Origin of the sequence: Pseudomonas asiatica (assembly GCF_009932335.1) — a bacterium.
GTDB lineage: Bacteria > Pseudomonadota > Gammaproteobacteria > Pseudomonadales > Pseudomonadaceae > Aquipseudomonas > Aquipseudomonas asiatica.
On sequence record NZ_BLJF01000003.1, the window covers coordinates 992852 to 1014458 of the forward strand.

Below are 21607 nucleotides of genomic sequence, written 5' to 3' on the forward strand. Positions count from 1 at the left end.
GGGCCAGTGCTGATCTTGCCATGAGCTTGCTGGCCGATCACGTGTAGGAGCAGCCTTGTGCTGCGAAAGGGCCGGCATGCAGGACAATGTTCTGTTGCGGCTATGGCCTCTTCGCAGCACAAGGCTGCTCCTGCACGGAGTAGCGACAACCTGGACGATTGGCGTGTTATTTCGTGGTACTAGCCAGCACCCGCTGCCAGTCCGGCTCGTTCAGGCGGCCGAGGATGCGTGTCTTGCCATTGCCATCCACCGAAACGAACAGCGCACTGGCATAGCCGCTCTCACGCTCGCCCCCCGCAACTTTCTGCTGGCGGGCAAAATGGTCGATGCAGCCGTTGTGGGTCACCAGCACCAGGTTATGCCCCGGTCGTTTGTGTGCCAGCGCTTCGCTGGCGAACTGGCTGTCACAGCTTTCCAGCCAGCCCTCACTGGCCACCGCCTGGCCAAGGATGAAATGCGCGGTTTGCCGTGTGCGCAGTTTCGGGCTGCTGAGCATATCGGCGTTGTTAAGGCCCAGCTGGTGCATCCCTTGGCCAACACGCCCGGCAGCCTGGCTGCCGGCCACGGTTATGCCGGTGGGGTCGTCCAGGCACGGGCCGGGGGCGCTGTCGCAGCGCTCGGCGTGGCGGATCATCACGATCACCGCACCGTCGGCCCAGTCCTGCAGCAGGCCGCTGTCACTCAATTGTCGTTCGTTGCCAAGGTCCACGATGTGCGTCCTCGTCGCCAGCCAGGTGCTCAACGCCGCCACGACCATGCACAGGCCAAGGGCGGCACCGAGGGCTTTGCGGGTCAGGCGTCGCTTGCGCCGGGCGTGGATGGCAGGGTGTCCAAGGGTGTTGCTCGATAGCATGCGTTGCTCCGTTGGCATGGTCGCGGCTGGCGCGGCGGTGTTGGCTGGCATCCTGCCAACTGGCCTGTCGGGGGGCGGTGAAGGGCGTGTGAAAATTGCATTCGGGCGCGCCGGTTGGGTGAAACCTGCACCCGCGCCTACGCTGTAAACTGCAAGACGGTAAAACCGGAGCACGCCCGATGACCCCTATCCTGCAACTGGAAAGCGCGCGGCTGGTACTGCGCCAATGGCACGACGACGACCTGCGCGAGTTCGCCGCCCTGTGTGCCGACCCGCAGGTGATGCGCTACTTCCCGGCGCCGCTGACACGCCTGGAGGCAGCCGCGCTGATCGGCCGCGTGCGCGGGCATTTCAATGAGTACGGCTTTGGTCTGTGGGCTCTAGAGCGCAAGGACAGTGGTGCCTTCATCGGCATGACCGGGTTGCTGCACGTGGGCTTCGATGCCGATTTTGCGCCGGCGGTGGAGATCGGCTGGCGCCTGGCACGCCGCCACTGGGGCCTGGGTTTCGCCAGCGAGGCGGCGTGGACATGCCTGCGCTGTGCTTTCGCCCAATTGCGCCTGGAGGAAGTGGTGTCGTTCACTAGCGAGAGCAACCTGCCCTCGCAGAAGGTCATGCAGGCCATCGGTATGCAGCAGGACCTGAATGGCAGTTTCGAACACCCGCGCCTGCCCGTGGGCCATCCGCTGCGCCCGCATGTGCTGTACCGCATCGATCGTGCTCACTGGGAGCGTACCCTGCGCGCCTGAATGCATGGCCATGCCCGGCGCGAATGACAAACCCTGTATCATTCCCCTAATGGAGGGCGCTTGCCGCAAGATGTTCAGCGCCTATGAGATCGAGCGCCGCCTGGGCGGTGCATCGCGAGCAAGACTCGCTCCTACGGAGAACCCCCGATGAGTCATGTGTTGGACGACCTTGTCGACCTGTTGAGCCTCGAGTCCATCGAGGAGAACCTGTTCCGTGGCCGCAGCCAGGACCTGGGCTTTCGCCAGCTGTACGGCGGGCAGGTACTGGGCCAATCGTTGTCGGCGGCCAGCCAGACGGTCGAGGATGCACGCCATGTGCATTCGTTGCACGGCTACTTCCTGCGCCCTGGCGATGCCAGCCTGCCGGTGGTGTATTCGGTGGACCGCGTGCGCGATGGTGGCAGCTTCAGCACCCGGCGGGTGACGGCTATTCAGAAGGGCCAGCCAATCTTCACCTGCAGCGCCTCGTTCCAGTACGACGAGGAAGGCTTCGAGCACCAGGCGCAGATGCCCGATGTGGTCGGCCCGGAGAACCTGCCCACTGAAGTCGAGCTGGCCCGGGCCATGGCTGACCAGTTGCCCGAGCGCATTCGCGACAAGGTGCTGTGCGCCAAGCCGATCGAGATTCGCCCGGTCACCGAGCGCGACCCATTCAACCCACAGGCTGGCGACCCGGTGAAGTACGCCTGGTTCCGCGCCGACGGCAACCTGCCCGATATCCCCGCCCTGCACAAATACCTGCTGGCCTACGCCTCGGACTTCGGCCTGCTGACCACTTCGTTGCTGCCCCATGGCAAATCGGTGTGGCAGCGTGACATGCAGATCGCCAGCCTCGACCATTCGCTGTGGTTCCATGGCAACCTGCGTGCCGACGAGTGGCTGCTGTATGCCACCGACAGCCCCTGGGCGGGCAATGCCCGTGGCTTCTGCCGCGGCAGCATTTTCAACCAGGCCGGGCAACTGGTGGCGTCGTCGTGCCAGGAAGGCCTGATTCGCCATCGCAAGGACTGGGCATGAGCCTGGGCGAGGTGCGCAACTGGGTGTTCGACATGGACGGCACCCTGACCGTGGCCGTGCACGATTTTGCCGCCATCCGCGTAGCGCTGGATATCCCGGCCGAGCACGACATCCTCACCCACCTGGCAGCCTTGCCGGCGGACGAGGCGGCGGCCAAGCATGCCTGGCTGCTGGAGCACGAGCGTGACCTGGCGATTGCTTCCACGGCGGCCACCGGGGCGGTGGAACTGGTGCGCGAACTGGCCCAGCGTGGTTGCCGGCTGGGCATTCTGACCCGCAATGCCCGTGAGTTGGCGCATGTGACGCTGGAGGCCATCGGCCTGGCGGACTGCTTCCCGGTGGAGCACATTCTGGGGCGTGACGAAGCGGCGCCCAAGCCAAGCCCGGATGGGCTGCTGAAGATTGCCAATGCCTGGGGTGTGACACCGGGTGAGTTGGTGATGGTGGGGGATTACCGGTTTGATTTGGACTGTGGGCGTGCCGCAGGGGCGCGCACGGTGCTGGTGAACCTGCCGGACAATCCGTGGCCGGAGCTGGTGGATTGGCATGCGGCCGATTGCCGGGCGCTGAAGGTGATGCTGGGCTGAATCTTGTGTTGGGAATGTGGGCCCTATCGCCGGCAAGCCAGCTCCCACAGGGACACCACTAGAGCTGAGACTTGTGTAATACCTGTGGGAGCTTGCTTGCCGGCGATAGGGCCGGACCTGTCTATGCTGAACCCCAATCTTTTCCCTGAACGGAGACCTATCCATGACCAGCAAGGCCATCTACGTAAAACCCGGCGGCGGCTACGACAAGGTCGAGGTCGGCACCTGCGAGGCCTCTTCACCCGAGGCCGGCGAGATCACCGTGCGCCTGCACGCCAGCTCTCTCAACTACCACGATTTCGCCGTTGTCAGCGGCATGTGGGGCCCGAGCGAGCGGCGCATCCCCATGGCCGATGGCGCTGGCGAAGTGGTCGCGGTGGGGAGCGGCGTCACCGAGTTTCAGGTCGGCGACAATGTGGTCAGTACCTTTTTCCCCGACTGGCTCGACGGCCAGGCAAATGTGGAAGGCTTCGCCAAGGTGCCCGGCGACGGTATCGATGGTTACGCCCGTGAACAGGTCACCGCTCGCGCCACCGCCTTCACCCTGGCGCCCAAGGGCTTCAGCCATGCAGAAGCTGCCACGCTGACCACGGCCGGTCTCACGGCTTGGCGCGCGCTGATGTGCGACGACCACCTCAAGCCCGGCGATACGGTGCTGGTGCAGGGCACCGGCGGTGTGTCGATCTTCGCCCTGCAGTTTGCCAAGCTGGCCGGCGCGACGGTGATCGCCACCTCGTCCAGCGATGCCAAGCTGGAGCGCCTGAAGGCCCTGGGTGCCGACCATCTGATCAACTACAAGAGCACTCCGGCGTGGGGTGAGAAAGTGCGCGAGCTGACCGGCAACCGCGGCGTCGATCATGTGATCGAAGTGGGTGGCCCGGCGACGCTGGAGCAATCGATGATCGCCGCGCGCATTGGTGGGCATGTGTCGTTGATCGGCATCCTCACCGGCGTGGCCGGGCAATTGCCGCTGGTGCAGGCGCTGGTGCGGCAGATACGCCTGCAAGGCGTGCTGGTGGGCAGCCGCGCCCAGCAGCAGGCGATGGTGCGGGCGATCGATGCCAACGGCCTGCGGCCGGTGGTGGACAAGCATTTCGAGCTGGAGCAGATCGTCGAGGCGTTCCGTTATCAGGAGAGCAACCGGCATTTCGGTAAGATCTGCCTGACCTGGTAACAGGGCCTGATGCGGTTCTCTTTGTAGGAGCGGCCTTGTGTCGCGAAAGGGCCGCAAAGCGGCCCCCGGCCTGCAATTCTGTAGCTGAAATCGAGGGGCTGCTGTGCAGCCCTTTCGCGACACAAGGCCGCTCCTACAGGGGATCGTGTCAGGCCTGTTCGGGCAGTAGTCGGTCGCGGCTATTGGACAGGTGCAGGCACACCGCTGCCCGCGCCGCGTCCGGATCCTGCCGGCGGATGGCATTGAGGATCGCCTCATGCTCGAGGTTGGCCAGGTACGCCTGCCGCGCCAGCTTCGCCCCGCTGCGTTCGGCCAGGGCCATGCGGTTGCGCGGGATCAGGCCGTTGCCCAGCTGCAACAGCATTTCAGTGAAGTACAGGTTGCCAGTGGCCTCGGCAATCAACAGGTGAAAGCGCCGGTCGGCCTCGATGCAGCTGTCGCCAGCGGCGGCCAGGTCCTGGTAGTCATCCAGCGCCTGGCGCATGCGCCTCAGGTGCCCCTCATCACGACGTAGCGCGGCCAAGGCGGCGGCCTGGCCTTCCAGGCCGATGCGCAGCTCCAGCAGGTCGCGCACATTCGCCGCGCTTTCCGCAGCGATGCGCAGGCCGGCCTGGGCCTGGCGCTCCATCACGAACGTACCGATACCGTGGCGTGGCTCCACCAGCCCCGAGGCCTGCAATTTCGACAGGGCCTCGCGGACCACGGTGCGGCTGACCCCATGCTCGCGCACCAAGCTGTTTTCCGAGGGCAACTTGTCGCCTGGCTTGAAGGTACCCAGCAAGATCTGTTGGGTCAGGCTGGAGACCAGGTCATGGGCACGGCTGTGGCCGCGTTTGTGGGCTTGTTCGGTGGCCATGGTGTGATCCGATTGTTGTTGTACTTGTACGACAAGTTAATCGATAAAAATATTTTTTGCCGATTTTTCCTGCGGTCAAGCAAGCGAGTAGTTTGTATATTTTTGCAAGATCGGCGCATATAGGCTTTTCTTCAGCTTGTATTTTGTGATTTTGCCGATGTTGTTGATCTTGTCGTACAACTTCGCTGCGCATATGCTCCTCCCCACTGCCATGTCAGACAACCTCGACCCGCACAAAAACAATTAGTGGGAGATCCGCAAGTGAACGATACCCTCGCTCCGTCTGCCCGGAATGAAGGCGACGCCCTGGCCAGCGCCGTGGCCAAGGTCAAGCGCCACGTCCTGCCGCTGTTCGTCATCATGTTCATCGTCAACTACCTGGACCGCGTCAACATCGGCTTCGTCCGCCCCCATCTGGAAAGCGACCTGGGCATCAGCGCCGCGGCCTATGGCTTTGGCGCCGGCCTGTTCTTCATTGGCTACGCGTTGTTCGAAGTGCCCTCGAACATGCTGCTGCAGAAGGTCGGCGCAAGGCTGTGGCTGACCCGCATCATGTTCACCTGGGGGGTGGTGGCCACGGCCATGGCCTTCGTGCAGAACGAAACCCAGTTCTACGTGCTGCGCTTTCTGCTGGGGGTTGCCGAAGCGGGCTTCTTCCCCGGGGTGATCTACTACTTCACCCGCTGGCTGCCGGCCGCCGAGCGTGGCAAGGCGATTGCCATCTTCCTCAGCGGCTCGGCATTGGCGTCGCTGATTTCCGGGCCGCTGGCCGGCGCGCTGATGCAGATCCAGGGCCTGGGCATGCATGGCTGGCAGTGGATGCTGTTCATCGAAGGCATGGCCTCGGTGACGCTGTGCTTCTTCGTGTTCTTCTGGCTCGACTCCAGGCCGCAGGACGCCAAGTGGCTGAGCCAGGCCGAGCAGGAAGCACTGGTGGCCGCCATCGATCGCGAGCAACTTGAGCGCGAAGCGGTCGGCGCGGTCAGGCCATCGGCCTGGAGCCTGCTCAAGGACCGCCAGATCCTGCTGTTCTGCCTGATCTACTTCTGCATCCAGCTGACCATCTACGCCGCGACCTTCTGGCTGCCGAGCATCATCAAGCGCATGGGTGACCTCAGCGACCTGCAGGTCGGCTTCTTCAACTCGATCCCGTGGCTGATCTCGATCCTGGCCATGTATGCCTTCGCCGCCGGCTCGGCGCGCTGGAAGTTCCAGCAGGCCTGGGTCGCAGGTGCGCTGGTGATCGCTGCCATCGGCATGTTCATGTCCACCACGGGTGGGCCGGTGTTCGCCTTTGTCGCGGTGTGCTTCGCGGCCATCGGTTTCAAGTCGGCGTCGTCACTGTTCTGGCCGATCCCGCAGGGCTACCTGGATGCCCGCATCGCCGCAGCGGTGATCGCGTTGATCAACTCGGTCGGCAACCTCGGCGGCTTCGTCGCCCCCACCACCTTCGGCCTGCTGGAGCAGCAGACCGGTTCGATCCAGGGCGGCCTGTACGGCCTGGCGGTGACCTCGGTGCTGGCGGCCATTGCCATCTTCTTCGTACGCACTCGCCCAAAGGGCGTCCCTTCCGATGACCTCAAGGCCCCTTCGGCCCTGGGTCAGAGCCATTGATGACTGCGAGACAACAACCATGAACATGCAGACCCTTCACACCAGCACCCCCGTGGTCACTGATCTGCGCGTGATCCCCGTCGCCGGGCACGACAGCATGCTGCTCAACCTCAGTGGTGCCCATGGCCCGTTCTTCACCCGCAACGTAGTGGTGCTGCGTGACAGCGCCGGCAATACCGGGTTGGGCGAGGTGCCCGGCGGCGAGAAGATCCGCCAGACACTGGAGGACGCCCGCAGTCTGGTGGTCGGCCAGCCGATCGGCCATTACCAGCGCGTGCTCAATGCCATGCGCCAGACCTTCGCCAACCGTGACTCGGCTGGTCGCGGCCTGCAGACCTTCGACCTGCGCATCACCGTGCATGCGGTGACGGCCATCGAGTCGGCGCTGCTCGACCTGCTCGGCCAGCACCTGAACGTGCCGATGGCGGCACTGCTGGGCGAGGGGCAGCAGCGCGAGGCGGTGAAGATGCTCGGTTACCTGTTCTACATCGGCGACCGCCAGCAGACCGACCTTGCTTACCGCAACGAAGCCGATGCCGAGGATGACTGGTTCCGCCTGCGCCACGAAAAGGCCCTGACCCCGGACGCGGTGGTGCGCCTGGCCGAGGCCGCCAAGGCGCGCTATGGCTTCAGCGACTTCAAGCTCAAGGGCGGGGTGTTGCGCGGCGAGGAGGAGATGGAAGCGGTAACGGCGCTGGCCGAGCGCTTCCCCGAAGCCCGCATCACCCTCGACCCGAATGGTGCCTGGTCATTGAAGGAGGCCATTGCCCTGTGCCGCGACAAGCACGATGTGCTGGCCTACGCCGAAGACCCGTGCGGTGCCGAGAACGGCTACTCGGGCCGTGAGGTGATGGCCGAGTTCCGCCGCGCCACCGGCCTGCCCACCGCCACCAACATGATCGCTACCGACTGGCGGCAGATGGGCCATGCGATCCAGTTGCAGTCGGTGGACATTCCGCTGGCCGACCCGCACTTCTGGACCTTGCAGGGTTCGGTACGGGTGGCGCAGATGTGCAACGACTGGGGGCTGACCTGGGGTTCGCATTCCAACAACCACTTCGATATCTCGCTGGCAATGTTCACCCAGGTGGCGGCTGCGGCGCCGGGGGAAATCACTGCGATCGACACCCACTGGATCTGGCAGGACGGTCAGCGCCTGACCCGCGAGCCACTGCGCATCGTCGACGGGCATGTGCACGTGCCGGCGCGGCCGGGGCTTGGGGTGGAGCTGGATGAAGACCAGTTGGCCAAGGCGCATGAGTGCTACCGCAACATGGGGTTGGGCGCGCGGGATGACAGCGTGGCAATGCAGTTCCTGATTCCGGGGTGGAGCTTCGATAACAAGCGGCCTTGCCTGGTGCGTTGAGGCATAGGGCCCTTTCGCGATTCCTGTTGCTAGTCCGGTGCTTCGAGCGTACCGGGCAGGCGTAGGCAGACGCCTGGCAACAAAGGCCCCGGGAGACCGGGGCTTTTTTGTGGCTGGCAGAAAGTGGTGATGGCTGCACCGGCCCTTTCGCGGGCTTGCCCGCTCCCACAGGTACACCACAGGTTTGAGGGGCGTGGAGTAACTGTGGGAGCGGGCGAGCCCGCGAAAGGGCCCGTACAGCCACAACACACCCAAATGAAAAACAAAAGCTCCAGACGGCCTGGTGACGGGATCGGGTATGCCATTCGCGACTTCTGACGTTAATGGGGATGCCCTGTCGTGATCGAACAGTTCCGGGGCGTTCTCGTGTAATTTCCCACAGCCCTGCGGGGCTTAAATGAAGCCCGACCTGCACTGACACGTTGCTCTGTGACGCGTGCCAAATATCAACAACAGAGCGCGAGTAACGTGTCGACTTATTGATTTCAAAGGAGATATTTTCGCCTACACCTGCCCGTCCATCCTTGTGTCAGTAAAAAGAGAACAACATCAATGAACACCGTGGGATCTGATGGCAACCTTGCACAAGGTTTCAAGCCACGTCACGTAACGATGCTGTCCATCGCCGGCATCATCGGCGCCGGACTTTTCGTCGGCTCTGGCCACGCCATCGCGGCAGCCGGGCCAGCTACCATAATTTCCTATTTCGTGGCCGGGACCTTGGTGGTACTGGTCATGCGCATGCTCGGCGAAATGGCCGTGGCACACCCGGACACCGGATCGTTTTCCACCTACGCCGAGCAGGCCATCGGCCGCTGGGCCGGCTACACCATCGGTTGGCTGTACTGGTGGTTCTGGGTACTGGTAATCCCGATCGAAGCGCTGGCCGCCGGGCATGTGCTGAACGCCTGGTTCCCGCAGGTGGACAGCTGGATATTCGCCCTGGCTTCGGTGCTGCTGCTGGCTGGTACCAACCTGTTCAGCGTGGCCAAGTACGGTGAGTTCGAGTTCTGGTTCGCCATTCTCAAGGTCACGGCCATTCTCGGTTTCATCGGCCTGGGTTTCGCCGCACTTATGGGCTGGCTGCCCAACCGCGAGGTCAGTGGCCTGAGCAGCTTGATGGCCGAGCACGGCGGCTTCGCGCCGAAGGGCTGGTCGGCCGTGGTTGGTGCGTTCATCACCGTGATGTTCAGCTTCATCGGCACCGAAGCGGTGACCATCGCCGCGTCCGAATCGAGCGACCCGTCGCGCAACATCGCCAAGGCCACTCGCTCGGTGATCTGGCGCATCAGTACCTTCTACATCCTGTCGATCTTCGTGATCATTTCGGTGGTGCCGTGGAACGACCCGCAGCTGGCGGTGGTGGGCTCTTACCAGCGTGCGCTGGAGATCATGAACATCCCCAACGCGGCCTTCATGGTCGACCTGGTGGTGCTGGTGGCAGTGACCAGCTGCATGAACTCTTCGATCTACATTGCCTCGCGGATGATGTACTCGCTGGCCAAGCGCGGTGACGCACCGGCCATGCTCAACAAGACCTCCAAGGTCGGTGTGCCACGCGCTGCTGTATTCGGCAGCACGTTGATCGGCGCGGCCATTGCCATCCTCAACTACGTCGCGCCGAAGGGCGTGTTCGAGTTCCTGCTGGCCAGCTCCGGCGCCATTGCCTTGCTGGTGTACATGGTCATCGCCATTTCGCAGCTGCGCATGCGCCGTCGCCTGGAGCGGGAAAACACCGAGCTGAAGTTCCGCATGTGGCTGTTCCCGTACCTGACCTGGGCGGTGATCCTGTTCATTGGCGGGGCACTGGCGGTCATGATGTTCACGCCTGAACACCGGGCAGAGGTGAGCTCGACATTGGGCCTGGCGATCGTGATTTCCTTCCTGGGGATCGTGACCACGCGGGGCAATGCGCAACCTGTGGGGGTGCGTTCGATGGGGTGATTGAGTTCACCTGGCGGTAGGGCAAAGGGCACCAGTGGATGGGTGCCCTTTGTTTTTTCAGCCTTTCATCATCTTGATGTATCTGATTGCCGCTGGCGCTTTCTCGAAGCGCCGGTAGATCAGGCTAAGCCACGAGCTGGCCTGGCAGTCGACAATACGCCGGTAGTGCACCTGCGGCAGGCTGATGCGCTGCACCACCGATTCCGGCACCACTGCGATGCCTTGGCCGAGTGACACCAGGGTGATCACTGCCACCAGGCTGCCCGGCTGAGGGCCGAGCCTCGGGACGAAACCACCTTGTGCGGCCACCTCCAGCGTGCCGGAGATCTGTTCGGGCAGGATGAAGGTTTCATTGGCCAGGCGCGAGGCGGGGATCTGCGGCACTTCATTTATCCGTGAGCTGGCGGGCAAGGCGAGGACGAAACCTTCCTGGTGCAAGGCGATGGCTTCGAGTTCCTCGGGCAGCTCCATCGGCGAGCGCACATAGGCAAGGTCAAGCAGGCCGTCGCGGACCATACCGGGCAGTTCGGCCATGGGCAGTTCGCGAATGTTCAGGCGTACGCCGGGGCAGGTTTCGCTGTAGCGGCTGACTTGCTGCTGGAGCATGCCCGAGTACGCGGCCGAAGCCACATAGCCCAGTTCGATGCGCCCGCTTTCGCCTCGAGCGGCCCGTTGCGCGCCCAGTTGTGCAGCATCGAACTGGCGCACGGCATGTTCGGCCTCGATCAAAAGCGCCTGGCCCGCTGCGGTGAGGTTGACCTCGCGCTGGTTGCGCTCGAACAGGCGCACGCCCAGTTCGCGCTCCATGTCCTGAATCTGCCGGCTGAGCGTGGGCGGGGCGATGCCCAGCTGTTCAGCGGCACGGGTGAAATGGCCGTGGCGGGCGACGCAGAGGAAGTAGCGGAAATGGCGGATTTCCATGGGTGTTACCTGCAGGGTAATGACGCAAGCCGCCGTGGCTAACAAGCCTGGGGGCTGGTGGCGTTATGGTGAGGCCAACACTACAAGGCTGGTGGCTTGGCGGCAAAGGCTGCCTGGAATTGCAGGGGACCGCTTTGCAGTCCATCGCAGCTACAGGTATTGCGCAATCCTCGAAGGCGGTGCGGTCGCTGTAGGAGCTGGCTTGCCTGCGATGGGCTGCAGGGCAGCCCCGGCGATTTGACCAACCAGCCCTGCATCCGGAGCCTCACCATGCCCTCTGCGCGTTTCACCCTGCTCACCGCCTCCCTGGTCTGCGCCCTGATCATCCTCGACACCAACATCGTCGCGGTCAGCCTGCCCAGCATCGCCCGCGACCTGTCCGGCTCGTTTGCCGATATCGAATGGGTGGTCAGCGCCTACCTGCTGGCCTTCGCCGCCTGCCTGCTGCCCGCTGGCAGCCTGGCCGACCGCTTTGGCCGCCGCCGCATGCTGCTGCTCGGCCTGGCCCTGTTCGGCCTCGCCTCGCTGGCCTGTGGCGCGGCGCCCAACCTGCTGTTCCTCGACCTGGCCAGGGCAGCCAAGGGCGTTGGCGCGGCATTGCTGCTGACCTCGGCCCTGGCCGCGATCGGCAATCGCTTCCACCAACCCCAGGAACGCATGCGCGCCTGGGCCTTCTGGGGCGCCTGCATGGGCGCCACCATCACCTTTGCGCCGCTGCTGGGCGGGTTGATCGCCAGCACCCTTGGCTGGCGCTGGATCTTCTACATCAACTTGCCGTTGGTGGCAGTGCTCGCAGTGATGGTGCTGCGCAGTGTCGAAGAGTCCCGTGACAGCGCTGCGGCCCGGCTCGACCCATGGGGCAGCCTGACTTTCGCCGGCAGCCTGGGTTACCTGATCTGGGCAATGATCGATGCCAACCAGGTGGGCTGGGGCAGTGCGCAAACCCTGGGACGGCTGGTGATCAGCGCCTTCCTGTTCGGCCTGTTCGTCATGGTCGAGCGCAGCCAGGAACGGCCGATGATCGACCTGCGGCTGATGCGCAGCGGGCGCTTCGTTGGCGCCTTGCTGGGGATGTTTGCCTATGCTGCCTGCGCCCAGGTGATGATGACCCTGCTACCGCTTTACTTGCAGAACGGCCTGCAGCTGTCGGCCCTGGCCGCAGGGGCGGGCATGCTGCCGTTTGCCGTGGCCATGCTGCTGACGCCACGCCTGGGCATGCGTCTGGCTGCACACTTGAGCCCGGCGCAGGTGTTCGCGCTAGGCCTGGTATTGGTCGGGGCGGGTAACCTGCTGTGTGCCTGGGCCACGCAGCAGGGCGGTTACGGTGCATTCGCCCTGGCCAGCCTGGTGCTGGGTGCTGGCGCCGGGCTGCTGAATGGCGATACGCAGAAGAACATCATGGCTTGCGTGCCGCGTGAGCGTACCGGCATTGCTTCGGGGTTGAGTACAACCACGCGGTTCGGGGCGATTGTGCTGGCAATCGGAGGGCTGGGTAGTGTGCTGGCTTCGCGTAGTGGGCAGTTGCTGTATGAGTCAATGGCTGCGGTGGCGCCTGGGCAATCGGGCCAGGTTGCCGCGATGACTACGCGGGTTGCTGCGGGTGATTTGCAGGCGGCGTTGGCGTTGCTTGAGCCCAGGTTGCGGGAAACGCTGGCACCTTTGGCTCGCCAGGCGTTCGTCGGGGGCTTCGAAGCTGTGTTGCAGGTCGCCGGTGTGGCGGCGCTGCTGTTCGCGATGCTGGTTGGCGTGTTGCTGAGCCGGCCGCTGCCGGCCGTGCCGGAAGTGTTGCTGGCTGAGAGGCAATCATGAAGCTGGCGGCGGGCATCACGACCTGGCGACTGGGGCGACCAGCGCTTGCTGTCACTCAAGTGGTGGAAGCCGTGTTTGGGTTGAGAGACCGGTGAAGAGCAAACCGGCGCAGTGAGAATCTTTGAGAAACGCCCTATGCGGAAAAGCCTGATTCTGACTTTGTGGGCTCGCACAACCCAAAATCCAGGCACAAAAAAAGACGACCGAGGGCGTCTTCTTCTTTGGAATTTGGTGGAGCCGGGGGGATTTGAACCCCCGTCCGCCAGTACTCCGCTGTCGGTACTACATGCTTAGCCGTGTCTACTGAGTTAATCCGCAGCCGCCCGACGGGCAGGGTGCTTTGGACGAGTTGGGTAAGTTTTAGTCGCTTTGCCCCCAACGTGCTACACGACGATCCTGTTCTGTATGACAATCATTTCGGGTTTACAGGCATCCCCTGATGATTGCTGGAGCCGAAGCTACCAGAAGGTCGGGCTCGGCTGCTTACGCAGCGAGAGCGTACTCCGCCTCGAAGTTTTCGTCATTGGCAACTATAGAAAGTTGCAACAGTGGATTTACGAGTTCTGTTACCAACTCGGCATGCACCTAGAGTTTCGCTACCGGCGTCGAATCCTGATCGGCCCCACACTAGCTCTAAGCTAACGCACCTTACGGTACGTGAGGCTGAGTATACGCCATTGCGCGGGCGACGTCGACAGCCGGTCCGGTCGCCCGCTTTTGGGCTCACGCGCCGCTACCGCCGCCGCTGGTGCCGCTGCCTTTCTCCGTTTTTTCCAACCGCTCCAGGACTTTGCTGGTGATGGCGATGCATTCCTTGGTGTCCCCCGATGCCTGGGCAGCCTTGGCTTTGTCGACGTGCTCGGTGATGGCCTTGTCCAGGCCTTCGGAGGTAGCGCCGGCGGTGGCCATGCTGTCGTCGATCTTTTGCAGGTTGGCGGTGCAGAGGTCTTCGGCGGCGAATACCGGCGAAGCCAGCAGGGTGGCGGCCGCGAACAGGGCCGAAAGCGCGGTACCTTTCATGGGAGTCTCCTTCTGGGCCTCTGGAAGGTGGGCCTGTAAGGATGGACTGTAGAGGATTGGCGGGGGTTCAATCGGATGCTGGCGGGGGATGGCACCGGCTTTGCCGGTGTTCGCGGCTGAAGCCGCTCCTACAGGTACGGCGTGCGCTCAAAGCCGGCGCGGTCCCTGTGTGGGGGGCATGCCCGCGAAGCAGGCTGCGCGGTGTATGGCACCGGCTGCGCCGGTGTTCGCGGGCTTGCCCGCTCCCACAGGGATTGCGGCAGCTATCAGGTTTTGCGTTAAACGGTCATATGCTACGCGGCCGGGTGACGCGGTCTACAAGGTAGACCAGCCCGTGGTAATCGATGCCACTATGGCTGGACAGGCCGATCTCGCAGGTGCGGCTGGTGGAGATGCCTTCGCTGCAATATTGCACCGCATCCTTCAGGCTGCGCAGCGAGTGGGCGTTGAGCTCGGGGGTGGTGAAGCCTTTGTCACCGGCAAAGCCGCAGCAATGTATGCCCTCCGGGATCACCACCTGTTTGCTGCACCGCCGCGCCAGGTCGATCAGCGCCTGGCTTTCGCCCAGGTGCTGGGTGCTGCAGGTCACATGCACGGCCACTGGTTCGTCCTGGGGGGTGAACTCCAGGCGCTCGAGCAGGTGGGTGCGGATGAAGCGCACTGGGTCGTACAGGTCCAGCCGGGTGTCGTCCAGGTCCTGCACCAGGCGCAGAGTGCAGGGGCTTGTATCGCAGTAGATAGGGTCGAGGCCGCCGCGGCTGGCGTGCAGCAGGGCGGCAAGCAGTTCCTGGCGTTTGTGTTCGGCCTGCTCGGGGTAGCCCTTCGAGGCGAACGGTTGGCCGCAGCACAGGCTGTCGGCGTTGTCAGGGAACACCACCTGGTAGCCGGCCTTTTCCAGCAGGGCGCGGGTCTTGTCCAGCAGCGAACTCTGCTCACGGTCGGCATAGGCCGGGCCCATCACCCGCGAGACGCAGGCAGCCAGGTACACCACGCGAGGGCGGGCGTCGTTGCTGGCCGGGCCGAAGTCCAGTGGGCGCAGTGGTTGTGGCATCGCCGGGGTCCACTTTGGCAGGCGGCCTTTGCTGGCTTTGTGCAGCGAGGCGCTCAGGCGGCCCAGGCGTGGGGCGCCGAGCAGCTTGCGTGCGGTATTGGCGGCGGTCAGGGTCAGGCGCGCGCCGCCCAGGGCGGTGTGGAAGTGTTCGGCCAGCCAGTCGGCGGTTTTTTCGTGTTCGGCGGCCTGGCTGCGCAGTTTCTTCACCAGTTCGCCGGTGTTGATGCCAACCGGGCAGCGCTGTGCGCACAGGCCGGTGGCGGCGCAGGTGTCGATGCCCTGGTACTGGTAGGTCTGGCGCAATTCCCGGGTGTCGATGCCGGCGCGCTGTTTGGCCTGGATGTCACGCCACATGACGATGCGCTGGCGTGGGCTGAGGGTCAGGCCTTTGGAAGGGCACACCGGTTCGCAGAAGCCGCACTCGATGCACTTGTCGACGATCTCGTCGGCAGCGGGCAGCGGCTTGAGGTTCTTCAGGTGAATGTCCGGATCTTCGCTCAGCACCACGTCGGGGTTGAGGATGCCGTTTGGGTCGAGCAGGCGCTTCAGCTTCCACATCAATTGGTAGGCGTCATGGCCCCATTCCAGCTCCACAAACGGTGCCATGTTGCGCCCGGTGCCGTGCTCGGCCTTGAGCGAGCCGCCGAACTCCACCGCCACCAGTTGCGCCACATCGTCCATGAAGGCCTGGTAGCGTGCGACTTCCTCGGCGCTGTTGAAACCCTGGGTGAAGACGAAGTGCAGGTTGCCTTCCAGGGCGTGGCCGAAAATGATCGCTTCATCGTAGCGATGCTTGTCGAACAGCTGGATCAGGCGGTTGACGCCTTCGGCCAGTTGCTCGATGGGGAAGGTGACGTCTTCGATGATGACGGTGGTGCCGGTCTGGCGTACGGCGCCGACGGCGGGGAAGGTGTCCTTGCGGATTTTCCACAGCTGGTTGTACACGGCGGGGTCTTCGCTGAAGTCCACCTGCTGTTCCAGTGGGAAGTCGGCGATCGAGGCCATCACCTGTTGCAGCTGTTCATGCAGCAGGCTCTGGCTGGCGGCGCGGGATTCGATCAGCAGGGCGCAGGCGTTGTCCGACAGGCCTTTTACCCACAGTGGCATGCCGGGCATGTTCTGCACCGAGCGAAGGCTGCGGCGGTCGAGCAGTTCAACGGCCGAGACCGGCTGGCGCTTGAGCACGGTCACCGCGCGGCAGCAGCTTTCCACGCTGGGGAAAACCAGCAGTGCGCTGGCCTTGTGCGGGTGGTCGGGCACGGTGTCGTAGGTGACGGCACTGATGAAGCCCAGGGTACCTTCGGAGCCGACCAACAGGTGCTGCAGGATATCCAGTGGCTGGTCGTAGTCCACCAGTGCGTTCAGCGATAGGCCAGTGGTGTTCTTCAGCCGGTATTTGTGCCGGATGCGCTCGGCGAGTGCAGTGTTGGCGCGGGTCTCGCGGCCCAGGCGGGCCAGTGCTTCCAGCAGGCCGGCGTGGCTGGCCTCGAACGCGGCGACGCTGGCCGGGTCTTCGCTGTCCAGGCGCGTGCCGTCGGCCAGCACCAGGCGCAGGCCGGCCAGGGTGTGGTAGGTATTCTGCGCGGTGCCGCAGCACATGCCGCTGGCGTTGTTGGCGACGATGCCGCCGATCTTGCAGGCGTTGATCGACGCCGGGTCGGGGCCGATCTTGCGCCCGAAGGGAGCCAGCCAGGCATTGGCCTGGGCACCGATGACGCCGGGCTGCAAGCGGATCTGCTCGCCTTGGCAGCGGATTTCGCGGCCGTTCCAGTTATCGCCCAGCACGATCAGCACCGAGTCACTGATGGCCTGGCCGGACAGGCTGGTGCCGGCGGCGCGGAAGGTGACCGGCACCCGCTCGCGCTGGGCCAGTTTGATCAGGCCGACCACTTCGTCTTCTGACTCGACGCGCACCACCAGCTTGGGGATCAGCCGGTAGAAGCTGGCATCGGTGCCGAAAGCCAAAGTGGAGGTGGGGTCGTCGAAGCGGCGTTCGGCGGGGATCAGGCGCTCGGCATCACGCAGGAACGCGGCGGGCAGGCTCATGCAGTCTCCTCGCGGGGCCGTGGCGTCTGTGCGCCACACGCCCCGGGTCAATCAGGCGGTCGTTCTTGCGGGCGGTCAGGCGCCCAGTTCGCGTACCAGCGAGTCGCGGGTGATCTCGCTGATCGACTTGGCGCCGGTCAGCACCATCGCTACGCGCATTTCCTTCTCGAACAGCTCCAGCAGGTTCTTCACCCCGGCCTGGCCGTGCACGGCAAGGGCGTAGAGGAAGGCGCGGCCGATCAGTACGGTATCGGCGCCGAGGGCGATCATGCGCACCACGTCGAGGCCGCTGCGGATGCCGGAATCGGCGAGGATCTTCAGGTCACCTTTGACCGCATCGGCAATTGCCGGCAGGGCGCGGGCGCTGGACAGCACGCCGTCGAGCTGGCGGCCGCCGTGGTTGGACACGACGATGCCGTCAGCACCGAACCTGACCGCATCGCGGGCGTCATCGGCATCGAGAATGCCTTTGATGATCATCGGGCCGTCCCAGAACTCGCGGATCCACTCCAGGTCTTTCCAGGAGATCGACGGGTCGAAGTTGTTGGCCAGCCAGCCGATGTAGTCGGCAAGGCCGGTGGGGTTGCCACGGTAGGTGGAAATGTTGCCCAGGTCGTGTGGGCGCCCCATCACACCGACATCCCATGCCCACTCGGGGTGGGTCATGGCTTGCAGCACGCGGCGCAGCGGGCCGTTCTTGCCGCTCATGCCAGAGTGGGCGTCGCGGTAGCGGGCGCCGGGTGTCGGCATGTCGACAGTGAACACCAGGGTCTTGACCCCGGCGGCCTTGGCCCGCTCCAGGGCGTTGCGCATGAAGCCGCGGTCCTTCAGCACGTACAGCTGGAACCACATCGGCCGGTCGATGGCCGGGGCCACTTCTTCGATCGGGCACACCGACACCGTGGACATGGTGAACGGAATGCCGTGGGCCGCCGCCGCACGTGCCGCCTGCACTTCACCACGGCGGGCGTACATGCCGGTGAGGCCGACCGGGGCCAGGGCCACCGGCATGCTCAGGGTTTCGTCGAACAGCTTGGTCTGCAGGCTGAGCTCGGACATGTTCTTCAGCACGCGCTGACGCAGGGCAATGCTGGCCAGGTCCGAGACGTTGTGGCGCAGGGTGTGCTCGGCGTAGGCGCCGCCGTCGGCATAGTGGAACAGGAAGGGAGGCAGCTTGCGTTGGGCCGCGGCGCGATAGTCGGTAGAGGCAGAAATGATCATGGATTCTCGCAGCGTTGCGTGTGGGGATTGCCGGGCGCGCGACGGCGCCCGGCCCCTTTCACTTTAGTGATGAACCAGCATGCCGGTCAGCCAGTAGGCCTGGATCAGAGTGATCAGGCCGACGATGGTGGCGAAGAACAGGCTGTGCTTGACGGTGAAGCGGAACAGGTCGGATTCCTTGCCAACCAGGCCGGTGGCGGCGCAAGCCACGGCGATCGACTGCGGCGAGATCATCTTGCCGGTCACGCCGCCGCTGGTGTTGGCCGCTACCAGCAAAGTGTCGTTGACCCCGATCTGGTGCGCGGTGGTGGCCTGCAGCGAGCTGAACAGGGCGTTGGACGAGGTGTCGGAACCGGTCAGGAACACACCCAGCCAGCCGAGGAACGGCGAGAAGAACGGGAACGCGGCACCGGTACCGGCCAGCACCAGGGCCATGGTCGAGGACATGCCCGAGTAGTTGGTGACGAAGGCGAAGGCCAGCACCATGCCGATCGACAGGATTGGCCAGCGCAGCTCCCAGAAGGTTTCCTTGAAAGTGGTCAGACCAGTTTTGAAGTTGATCTTCAGCACGGCCATGGAGATCAGCGCCGAGAGGAAGATCGCGGTGCCGGTGGCAGAGATCGGGTCGAGCTTGAACACCGCTGGCATGGCGGTTGGCGCGGCGACGATCGGTGCGGTCTTGATCACCAGTTGGTCGAGGTGCGGGATGGCGAAGTTGAACACGAAATTGTACATCGCGCCGCCCGGGGCGAAGGCCGCCTTGAACGGTTTCAGGGTCCAGATGGTGACCAGCACGGTGAGGATCAGGAACGGCGACCAGGCCTTGAAGATCTCGCCAAAGCTGTAGGGGCTTGGTTGGCTGCCGCTTGGCTGGACCACGGCGGCACCGACGCTGCCCTTGGCTTCGGCGAACGAACGCTTTGGCTGCCAGACTTTCAGGAACAGGGTCAGGGCGATCAGGCTGGCCAGGGCCGAGGTGATGTCCGGAAGCTCCGGGCCGATGAAGTTCGAGGTGAAGTACTGGGTGACGGCGAAGCTCAGGCCGGCGACCAGGGCGGCAGGCCAGGTTTCCTTCACGCCACGCAGGCCGTCCATCATGAATACCAGCCAGAACGGTACGAACAGCGACAGCAGCGGCAGCTGGCGACCGGTCATGGCGCCAATGTGGAAGGCGTCGATACCGGTGACCTGGCCGGCCACGATGATCGGGATGCCCAAGGCGCCAAAGGCCACTGGCGCGGTGTTGGCGATCAGGCACAGGCCGGCGGCGTACAGCGGGTTGAAGCCCAGGCCCACCAGCAGCGCGGCAGTGATCGCCACCGGTGCACCAAAGCCCGCCGCACCTTCCAGGAACGCACCGAAGCAGAAACCGATCAGCAGCACTTGCAGGCGCTGGTCGTCGGTAATCGACAGCACCGAACTGCGGATCACTTCGAACTGGCCGCTCTTGACCGTGAGTTTGTACAGGAACACCGCGGCAACGATGATCCAGGCAATCGGCCAGAGGCCGTAGAGGAAGCCATAACCTGCAGCGGCGAATGCCATGTCGACAGGCATCTGGAAGGCGAAGATCGCCACCAGGATCGACAATGCGAGGGTGATGCTGCCGGCCACGTGGCCTTTGAGGCGGAACACCGCGAGGGCAAGGAAGAAGAAGACGATGGGGATGACCGCCGCCAGTGCGGACAGGCCAAGACTACCAAGCGGACTATAGATTTGTTGCCAGGTTTGCATATGGGGTGGCCCCTAATTGTTGTTGGTCAGGCACTGGCATTGGATAATTGGTAAGACCAATTTACAATGGCTGGGCGCTAGGTTAAAAGCGTCTTCGTGGGTGTGTCAATTTGTCCCGTGCAAAACTTTGGTCGTGTGCCGATGAGTGGGCATCTGATGGGCGGGGAAAATCGTCGGCTGGTGGGTGTTTGCAAGGCCCGGATCGGCGAGAATAGGCGCCCCCTGAAATCTGCCGGGGGTTTGTGGAGAGCATGTGATGGTTTTTGATCAGGTCCGCCAACGGCGCCTGTCCGACGACATCGTCGATCGGTTGGAAGGGATGATTCTGGAAGGTACGCTGACCTCGGGTCAGCGGCTGCCGGCCGAGCGCGTCCTTGCCGAGCAGTTCGGCGTGTCCCGCCCATCACTGCGTGAGGCGATCCAGAAGCTGGTGGCCAAGGGGCTGCTGGTCAGCCGCCAGGGTGGGGGCAATTTTGTCGCCGAGTCTCTGGGGTCCACTTTCAGCGACCCATTGCTGCAACTGCTTGAGCACAGTGCCGAGGCGCAGCGTGACCTGCTCGAATTCCGCCATACCCTGGAGGCGTCCTGCGCCTACTACGCGGCCCAGCGCGCCACCCAGCCGGACCGGGCGCGCCTCAAGGCGGCCTTCGATGCGCTGCAGGACTGCTATGCCAGGGCCGACGAAGTGACCCGGGCGGAGGAAGGCGCGGCCGATGCGCGCTTCCACCTGGCGATTGCCGAGGCTAGCCATAATGCCGTGTTGCTGCACACCATTCGGGGCTTGTTCGACCTGCTCAAGCGCAACGTGGTGACCAACATCGGCGGCATGTACCAGCAACGGACCGAGACCCGGGACATGCTGATCAGCCAGCACCGGGAGCTGTACCTGGCGATAGTCGAGGGCAGGGCGGAGGATGCGCGGGAAGTGTCCAGCCGGCACATTCTGTATGTGCAGGAGGTGCTGGAAGAGGCGCATGAAGAAGCGCAGCGAGTGGCGCGGGCGGAGCGGCGTAGCGGGCGTTGAGATCGGTGTTGGATTCTTCGCGGGCTTGCCCGCTTCCACAGGATATGCGCCGGACCCGAAGGCGGCGCGATACCTGTGGGAGCGGGCGAGCCCGCGAAGAGGCCGGAGCAGGCTGAAGAAGAGGTATTACTCTTCCTTGCCCTTGTTCCGCACAGCCCGCTGCAGCTCGCGGTTGGAATCGCGCTCGCGCATGGTATCGCGCTTGTCGAATTCCTTCTTGCCCTTGCCGAGTGCGATTTCGCACTTGATCAGGTGCTTGCTCCAGTACAGCGCCAGGGCCACGCAGGTGTAGCCTTTTTGCGCCACGGCCGCTTCCAGGCGCTCGAGCTCGCGCTTGTTCAGCAGCAGCTTGCGAGTGCGGATGGGGTCGGCTATGACGTGGGTGCTGGCCGTGGTCAGCGGGGTGATGTGGCTGCCGAACAGCCAGGCCTCACCGTCCTTCAGCAGCACGTAGCTGTCAGTCAGGTGCGCCTTGCCGGCTCGCAGGCTTTTTACTTCCCAGCCGGACAGGACCAGCCCGGCCTCGAACTTGTGTTCGATGAAGTAATCGTGTCGCGCCTTCTTGTTCTGCGCGATGGTCCCGGTCGGATGTTTCTTTTGTTTAGCCATAGGGGCGGCATT

The 21607-nt window shown here is 64.0% G+C and carries 17 protein-coding genes and 1 other RNA gene; 9 read left to right on the plus strand and 9 right to left on the minus strand.

Annotated elements, in window-relative coordinates; all coding sequences use genetic code 11:
* Positions 1–166: 166 nt before the first annotated feature.
* On the minus strand, positions 167–853 hold the full coding sequence (pmrG, locus tag GYA95_RS27120) for a lipopolysaccharide core heptose(II)-phosphate phosphatase PmrG (RefSeq protein ID WP_015271913.1): 687 nt from the start codon (positions 851–853) through the stop codon (positions 167–169).
* Positions 854–1032: 179 nt separating this feature from the next.
* Between pmrG and GYA95_RS27125 the strand changes: the two genes are divergently transcribed.
* The 4 genes from GYA95_RS27125 to GYA95_RS27140 all read left to right on the plus strand — a co-directional run bounded on the left by GYA95_RS27125 (position 1033) and on the right by GYA95_RS27140 (position 4380).
* Complete coding sequence (locus GYA95_RS27125; RefSeq protein ID WP_013974316.1) at positions 1033–1602, plus strand: GNAT family N-acetyltransferase; 570 nt, start codon at positions 1033–1035, stop codon at positions 1600–1602.
* Between the two features lie 147 nt (positions 1603–1749).
* Positions 1750–2619 (plus strand): acyl-CoA thioesterase II, encoded by an 870-nt coding sequence (tesB, locus tag GYA95_RS27130; RefSeq protein ID WP_015271912.1) that lies wholly within the window; start codon positions 1750–1752, stop codon positions 2617–2619.
* Positions 2616–3206: an HAD family hydrolase gene (locus GYA95_RS27135; protein ID WP_013974314.1), complete on the plus strand. Its 591-nt coding sequence runs from the start codon at positions 2616–2618 to the stop codon at positions 3204–3206. Before tesB ends, GYA95_RS27135 begins: the two co-directional genes overlap by 4 nt.
* 163 nt (positions 3207–3369) lie before the next feature.
* Positions 3370–4380: a zinc-dependent alcohol dehydrogenase family protein gene (locus GYA95_RS27140; RefSeq protein WP_015271911.1), complete on the plus strand. Its 1011-nt coding sequence runs from the start codon at positions 3370–3372 to the stop codon at positions 4378–4380.
* A 148-nt stretch (positions 4381–4528) separates the two neighbouring features.
* Here GYA95_RS27140 and GYA95_RS27145 read toward each other — a convergent pair whose 3' ends face one another.
* Positions 4529–5236, minus strand: a complete 708-nt coding sequence (locus tag GYA95_RS27145) for a FadR/GntR family transcriptional regulator (protein WP_015271910.1) — start codon at positions 5234–5236, stop codon at positions 4529–4531.
* A 261-nt stretch (positions 5237–5497) separates the two neighbouring features.
* Here GYA95_RS27145 and GYA95_RS27150 point away from each other — a divergent pair, with 261 nt between their 5' ends.
* From GYA95_RS27150 to GYA95_RS27160, 3 genes are all read left to right on the plus strand, one after another.
* Positions 5498–6850, plus strand: a complete 1353-nt coding sequence (locus GYA95_RS27150; RefSeq protein WP_015271909.1) for an MFS transporter — start codon at positions 5498–5500, stop codon at positions 6848–6850.
* A 19-nt stretch (positions 6851–6869) separates the two neighbouring features.
* The gene (gudD, locus tag GYA95_RS27155) at positions 6870–8216 is read left to right on the plus strand and encodes a glucarate dehydratase (RefSeq protein ID WP_015271908.1); all 1347 of its coding nucleotides are present in this window, start codon (positions 6870–6872) and stop codon (positions 8214–8216) included.
* 552 nt (positions 8217–8768) lie between these two features.
* Positions 8769–10160, plus strand: coding sequence for an amino acid permease (locus GYA95_RS27160; protein WP_161551535.1), 1392 nt, complete (start codon positions 8769–8771; stop codon positions 10158–10160).
* 57 nt (positions 10161–10217) lie between these two features.
* Here GYA95_RS27160 and GYA95_RS27165 read toward each other — a convergent pair whose 3' ends face one another.
* A complete protein-coding gene (locus tag GYA95_RS27165) occupies positions 10218–11081 on the minus strand; it encodes a LysR family transcriptional regulator (RefSeq protein ID WP_015271907.1) in 864 nt (287 codons plus the stop codon).
* A gap of 270 nt (positions 11082–11351) precedes the next feature.
* Between GYA95_RS27165 and GYA95_RS27170 the strand changes: the two genes are divergently transcribed.
* A complete protein-coding gene (locus GYA95_RS27170; RefSeq protein ID WP_161551536.1) occupies positions 11352–12890 on the plus strand; it encodes an MFS transporter in 1539 nt (512 codons plus the stop codon).
* A 229-nt stretch (positions 12891–13119) separates the two neighbouring features.
* On the opposite strand, the gene ssrA is transcribed toward GYA95_RS27170, so the two are convergent.
* From ssrA to GYA95_RS27195, 5 genes are all read right to left on the minus strand, one after another.
* Positions 13120–13514: a transfer-messenger RNA gene (ssrA, locus tag GYA95_RS27175) on the minus strand.
* 99 nt (positions 13515–13613) lie between these two features.
* A complete protein-coding gene (locus GYA95_RS27180; RefSeq protein ID WP_013974305.1) occupies positions 13614–13910 on the minus strand; it encodes a hypothetical protein in 297 nt (98 codons plus the stop codon).
* A gap of 286 nt (positions 13911–14196) precedes the next feature.
* The gene (locus tag GYA95_RS27185; RefSeq protein WP_015271873.1) at positions 14197–17007 is read right to left on the minus strand and encodes an FAD-binding and (Fe-S)-binding domain-containing protein; all 2811 of its coding nucleotides are present in this window, start codon (positions 17005–17007) and stop codon (positions 14197–14199) included.
* A gap of 75 nt (positions 17008–17082) precedes the next feature.
* Complete coding sequence (lldD, locus tag GYA95_RS27190; RefSeq protein ID WP_013974303.1) at positions 17083–18228, minus strand: FMN-dependent L-lactate dehydrogenase LldD; 1146 nt, start codon at positions 18226–18228, stop codon at positions 17083–17085.
* A gap of 63 nt (positions 18229–18291) precedes the next feature.
* On the minus strand, positions 18292–19962 hold the full coding sequence (locus tag GYA95_RS27195) for a lactate permease LctP family transporter (protein ID WP_015271872.1): 1671 nt from the start codon (positions 19960–19962) through the stop codon (positions 18292–18294).
* Positions 19963–20218: 256 nt separating this feature from the next.
* Here GYA95_RS27195 and GYA95_RS27200 point away from each other — a divergent pair, with 256 nt between their 5' ends.
* A complete protein-coding gene (locus GYA95_RS27200) occupies positions 20219–20986 on the plus strand; it encodes an FCD domain-containing protein (protein ID WP_013974301.1) in 768 nt (255 codons plus the stop codon).
* A gap of 126 nt (positions 20987–21112) precedes the next feature.
* Here the strand turns inward: GYA95_RS27200 and smpB are convergent, their stop codons facing one another.
* Complete coding sequence (gene smpB / locus GYA95_RS27205; protein ID WP_013974300.1) at positions 21113–21595, minus strand: SsrA-binding protein SmpB; 483 nt, start codon at positions 21593–21595, stop codon at positions 21113–21115.
* Positions 21596–21607: the final 12 nt, after the last annotated feature.

Bases quoted from the DNA above. Each gene is read 5' to 3' on its own strand.
- pmrG (WP_015271913.1), bottom strand. From the start codon at position 853: ATGCTATCGAGCAACACCCTTGGACACCCTGCCATCCACGCCCGGCGC.
- GYA95_RS27125 (WP_013974316.1), top strand. From the start codon at position 1,033: ATGACCCCTATCCTGCAACTGGAAAGCGCGCGGCTGGTACTGCGCCAA.
- tesB (WP_015271912.1), top strand. From the start codon at position 1,750: ATGAGTCATGTGTTGGACGACCTTGTCGACCTGTTGAGCCTCGAGTCC.
- GYA95_RS27135 (WP_013974314.1), top strand. From the start codon at position 2,616: ATGAGCCTGGGCGAGGTGCGCAACTGGGTGTTCGACATGGACGGCACC.
- GYA95_RS27140 (WP_015271911.1), top strand. From the start codon at position 3,370: ATGACCAGCAAGGCCATCTACGTAAAACCCGGCGGCGGCTACGACAAG.
- GYA95_RS27145 (WP_015271910.1), bottom strand. From the start codon at position 5,236: ATGGCCACCGAACAAGCCCACAAACGCGGCCACAGCCGTGCCCATGAC.
- gudD (WP_015271908.1), top strand. From the start codon at position 6,870: ATGAACATGCAGACCCTTCACACCAGCACCCCCGTGGTCACTGATCTG.
- GYA95_RS27160 (WP_161551535.1), top strand. From the start codon at position 8,769: ATGAACACCGTGGGATCTGATGGCAACCTTGCACAAGGTTTCAAGCCA.
- GYA95_RS27165 (WP_015271907.1), bottom strand. From the start codon at position 11,081: ATGGAAATCCGCCATTTCCGCTACTTCCTCTGCGTCGCCCGCCACGGC.
- GYA95_RS27170 (WP_161551536.1), top strand. From the start codon at position 11,352: ATGCCCTCTGCGCGTTTCACCCTGCTCACCGCCTCCCTGGTCTGCGCC.
- GYA95_RS27180 (WP_013974305.1), bottom strand. From the start codon at position 13,910: ATGAAAGGTACCGCGCTTTCGGCCCTGTTCGCGGCCGCCACCCTGCTG.
- GYA95_RS27185 (WP_015271873.1), bottom strand. From the start codon at position 17,007: ATGAGCCTGCCCGCCGCGTTCCTGCGTGATGCCGAGCGCCTGATCCCC.
- lldD (WP_013974303.1), bottom strand. From the start codon at position 18,228: ATGATCATTTCTGCCTCTACCGACTATCGCGCCGCGGCCCAACGCAAG.
- GYA95_RS27195 (WP_015271872.1), bottom strand. From the start codon at position 19,962: ATGCAAACCTGGCAACAAATCTATAGTCCGCTTGGTAGTCTTGGCCTG.
- GYA95_RS27200 (WP_013974301.1), top strand. From the start codon at position 20,219: ATGGTTTTTGATCAGGTCCGCCAACGGCGCCTGTCCGACGACATCGTC.
- smpB (WP_013974300.1), bottom strand. From the start codon at position 21,595: ATGGCTAAACAAAAGAAACATCCGACCGGGACCATCGCGCAGAACAAG.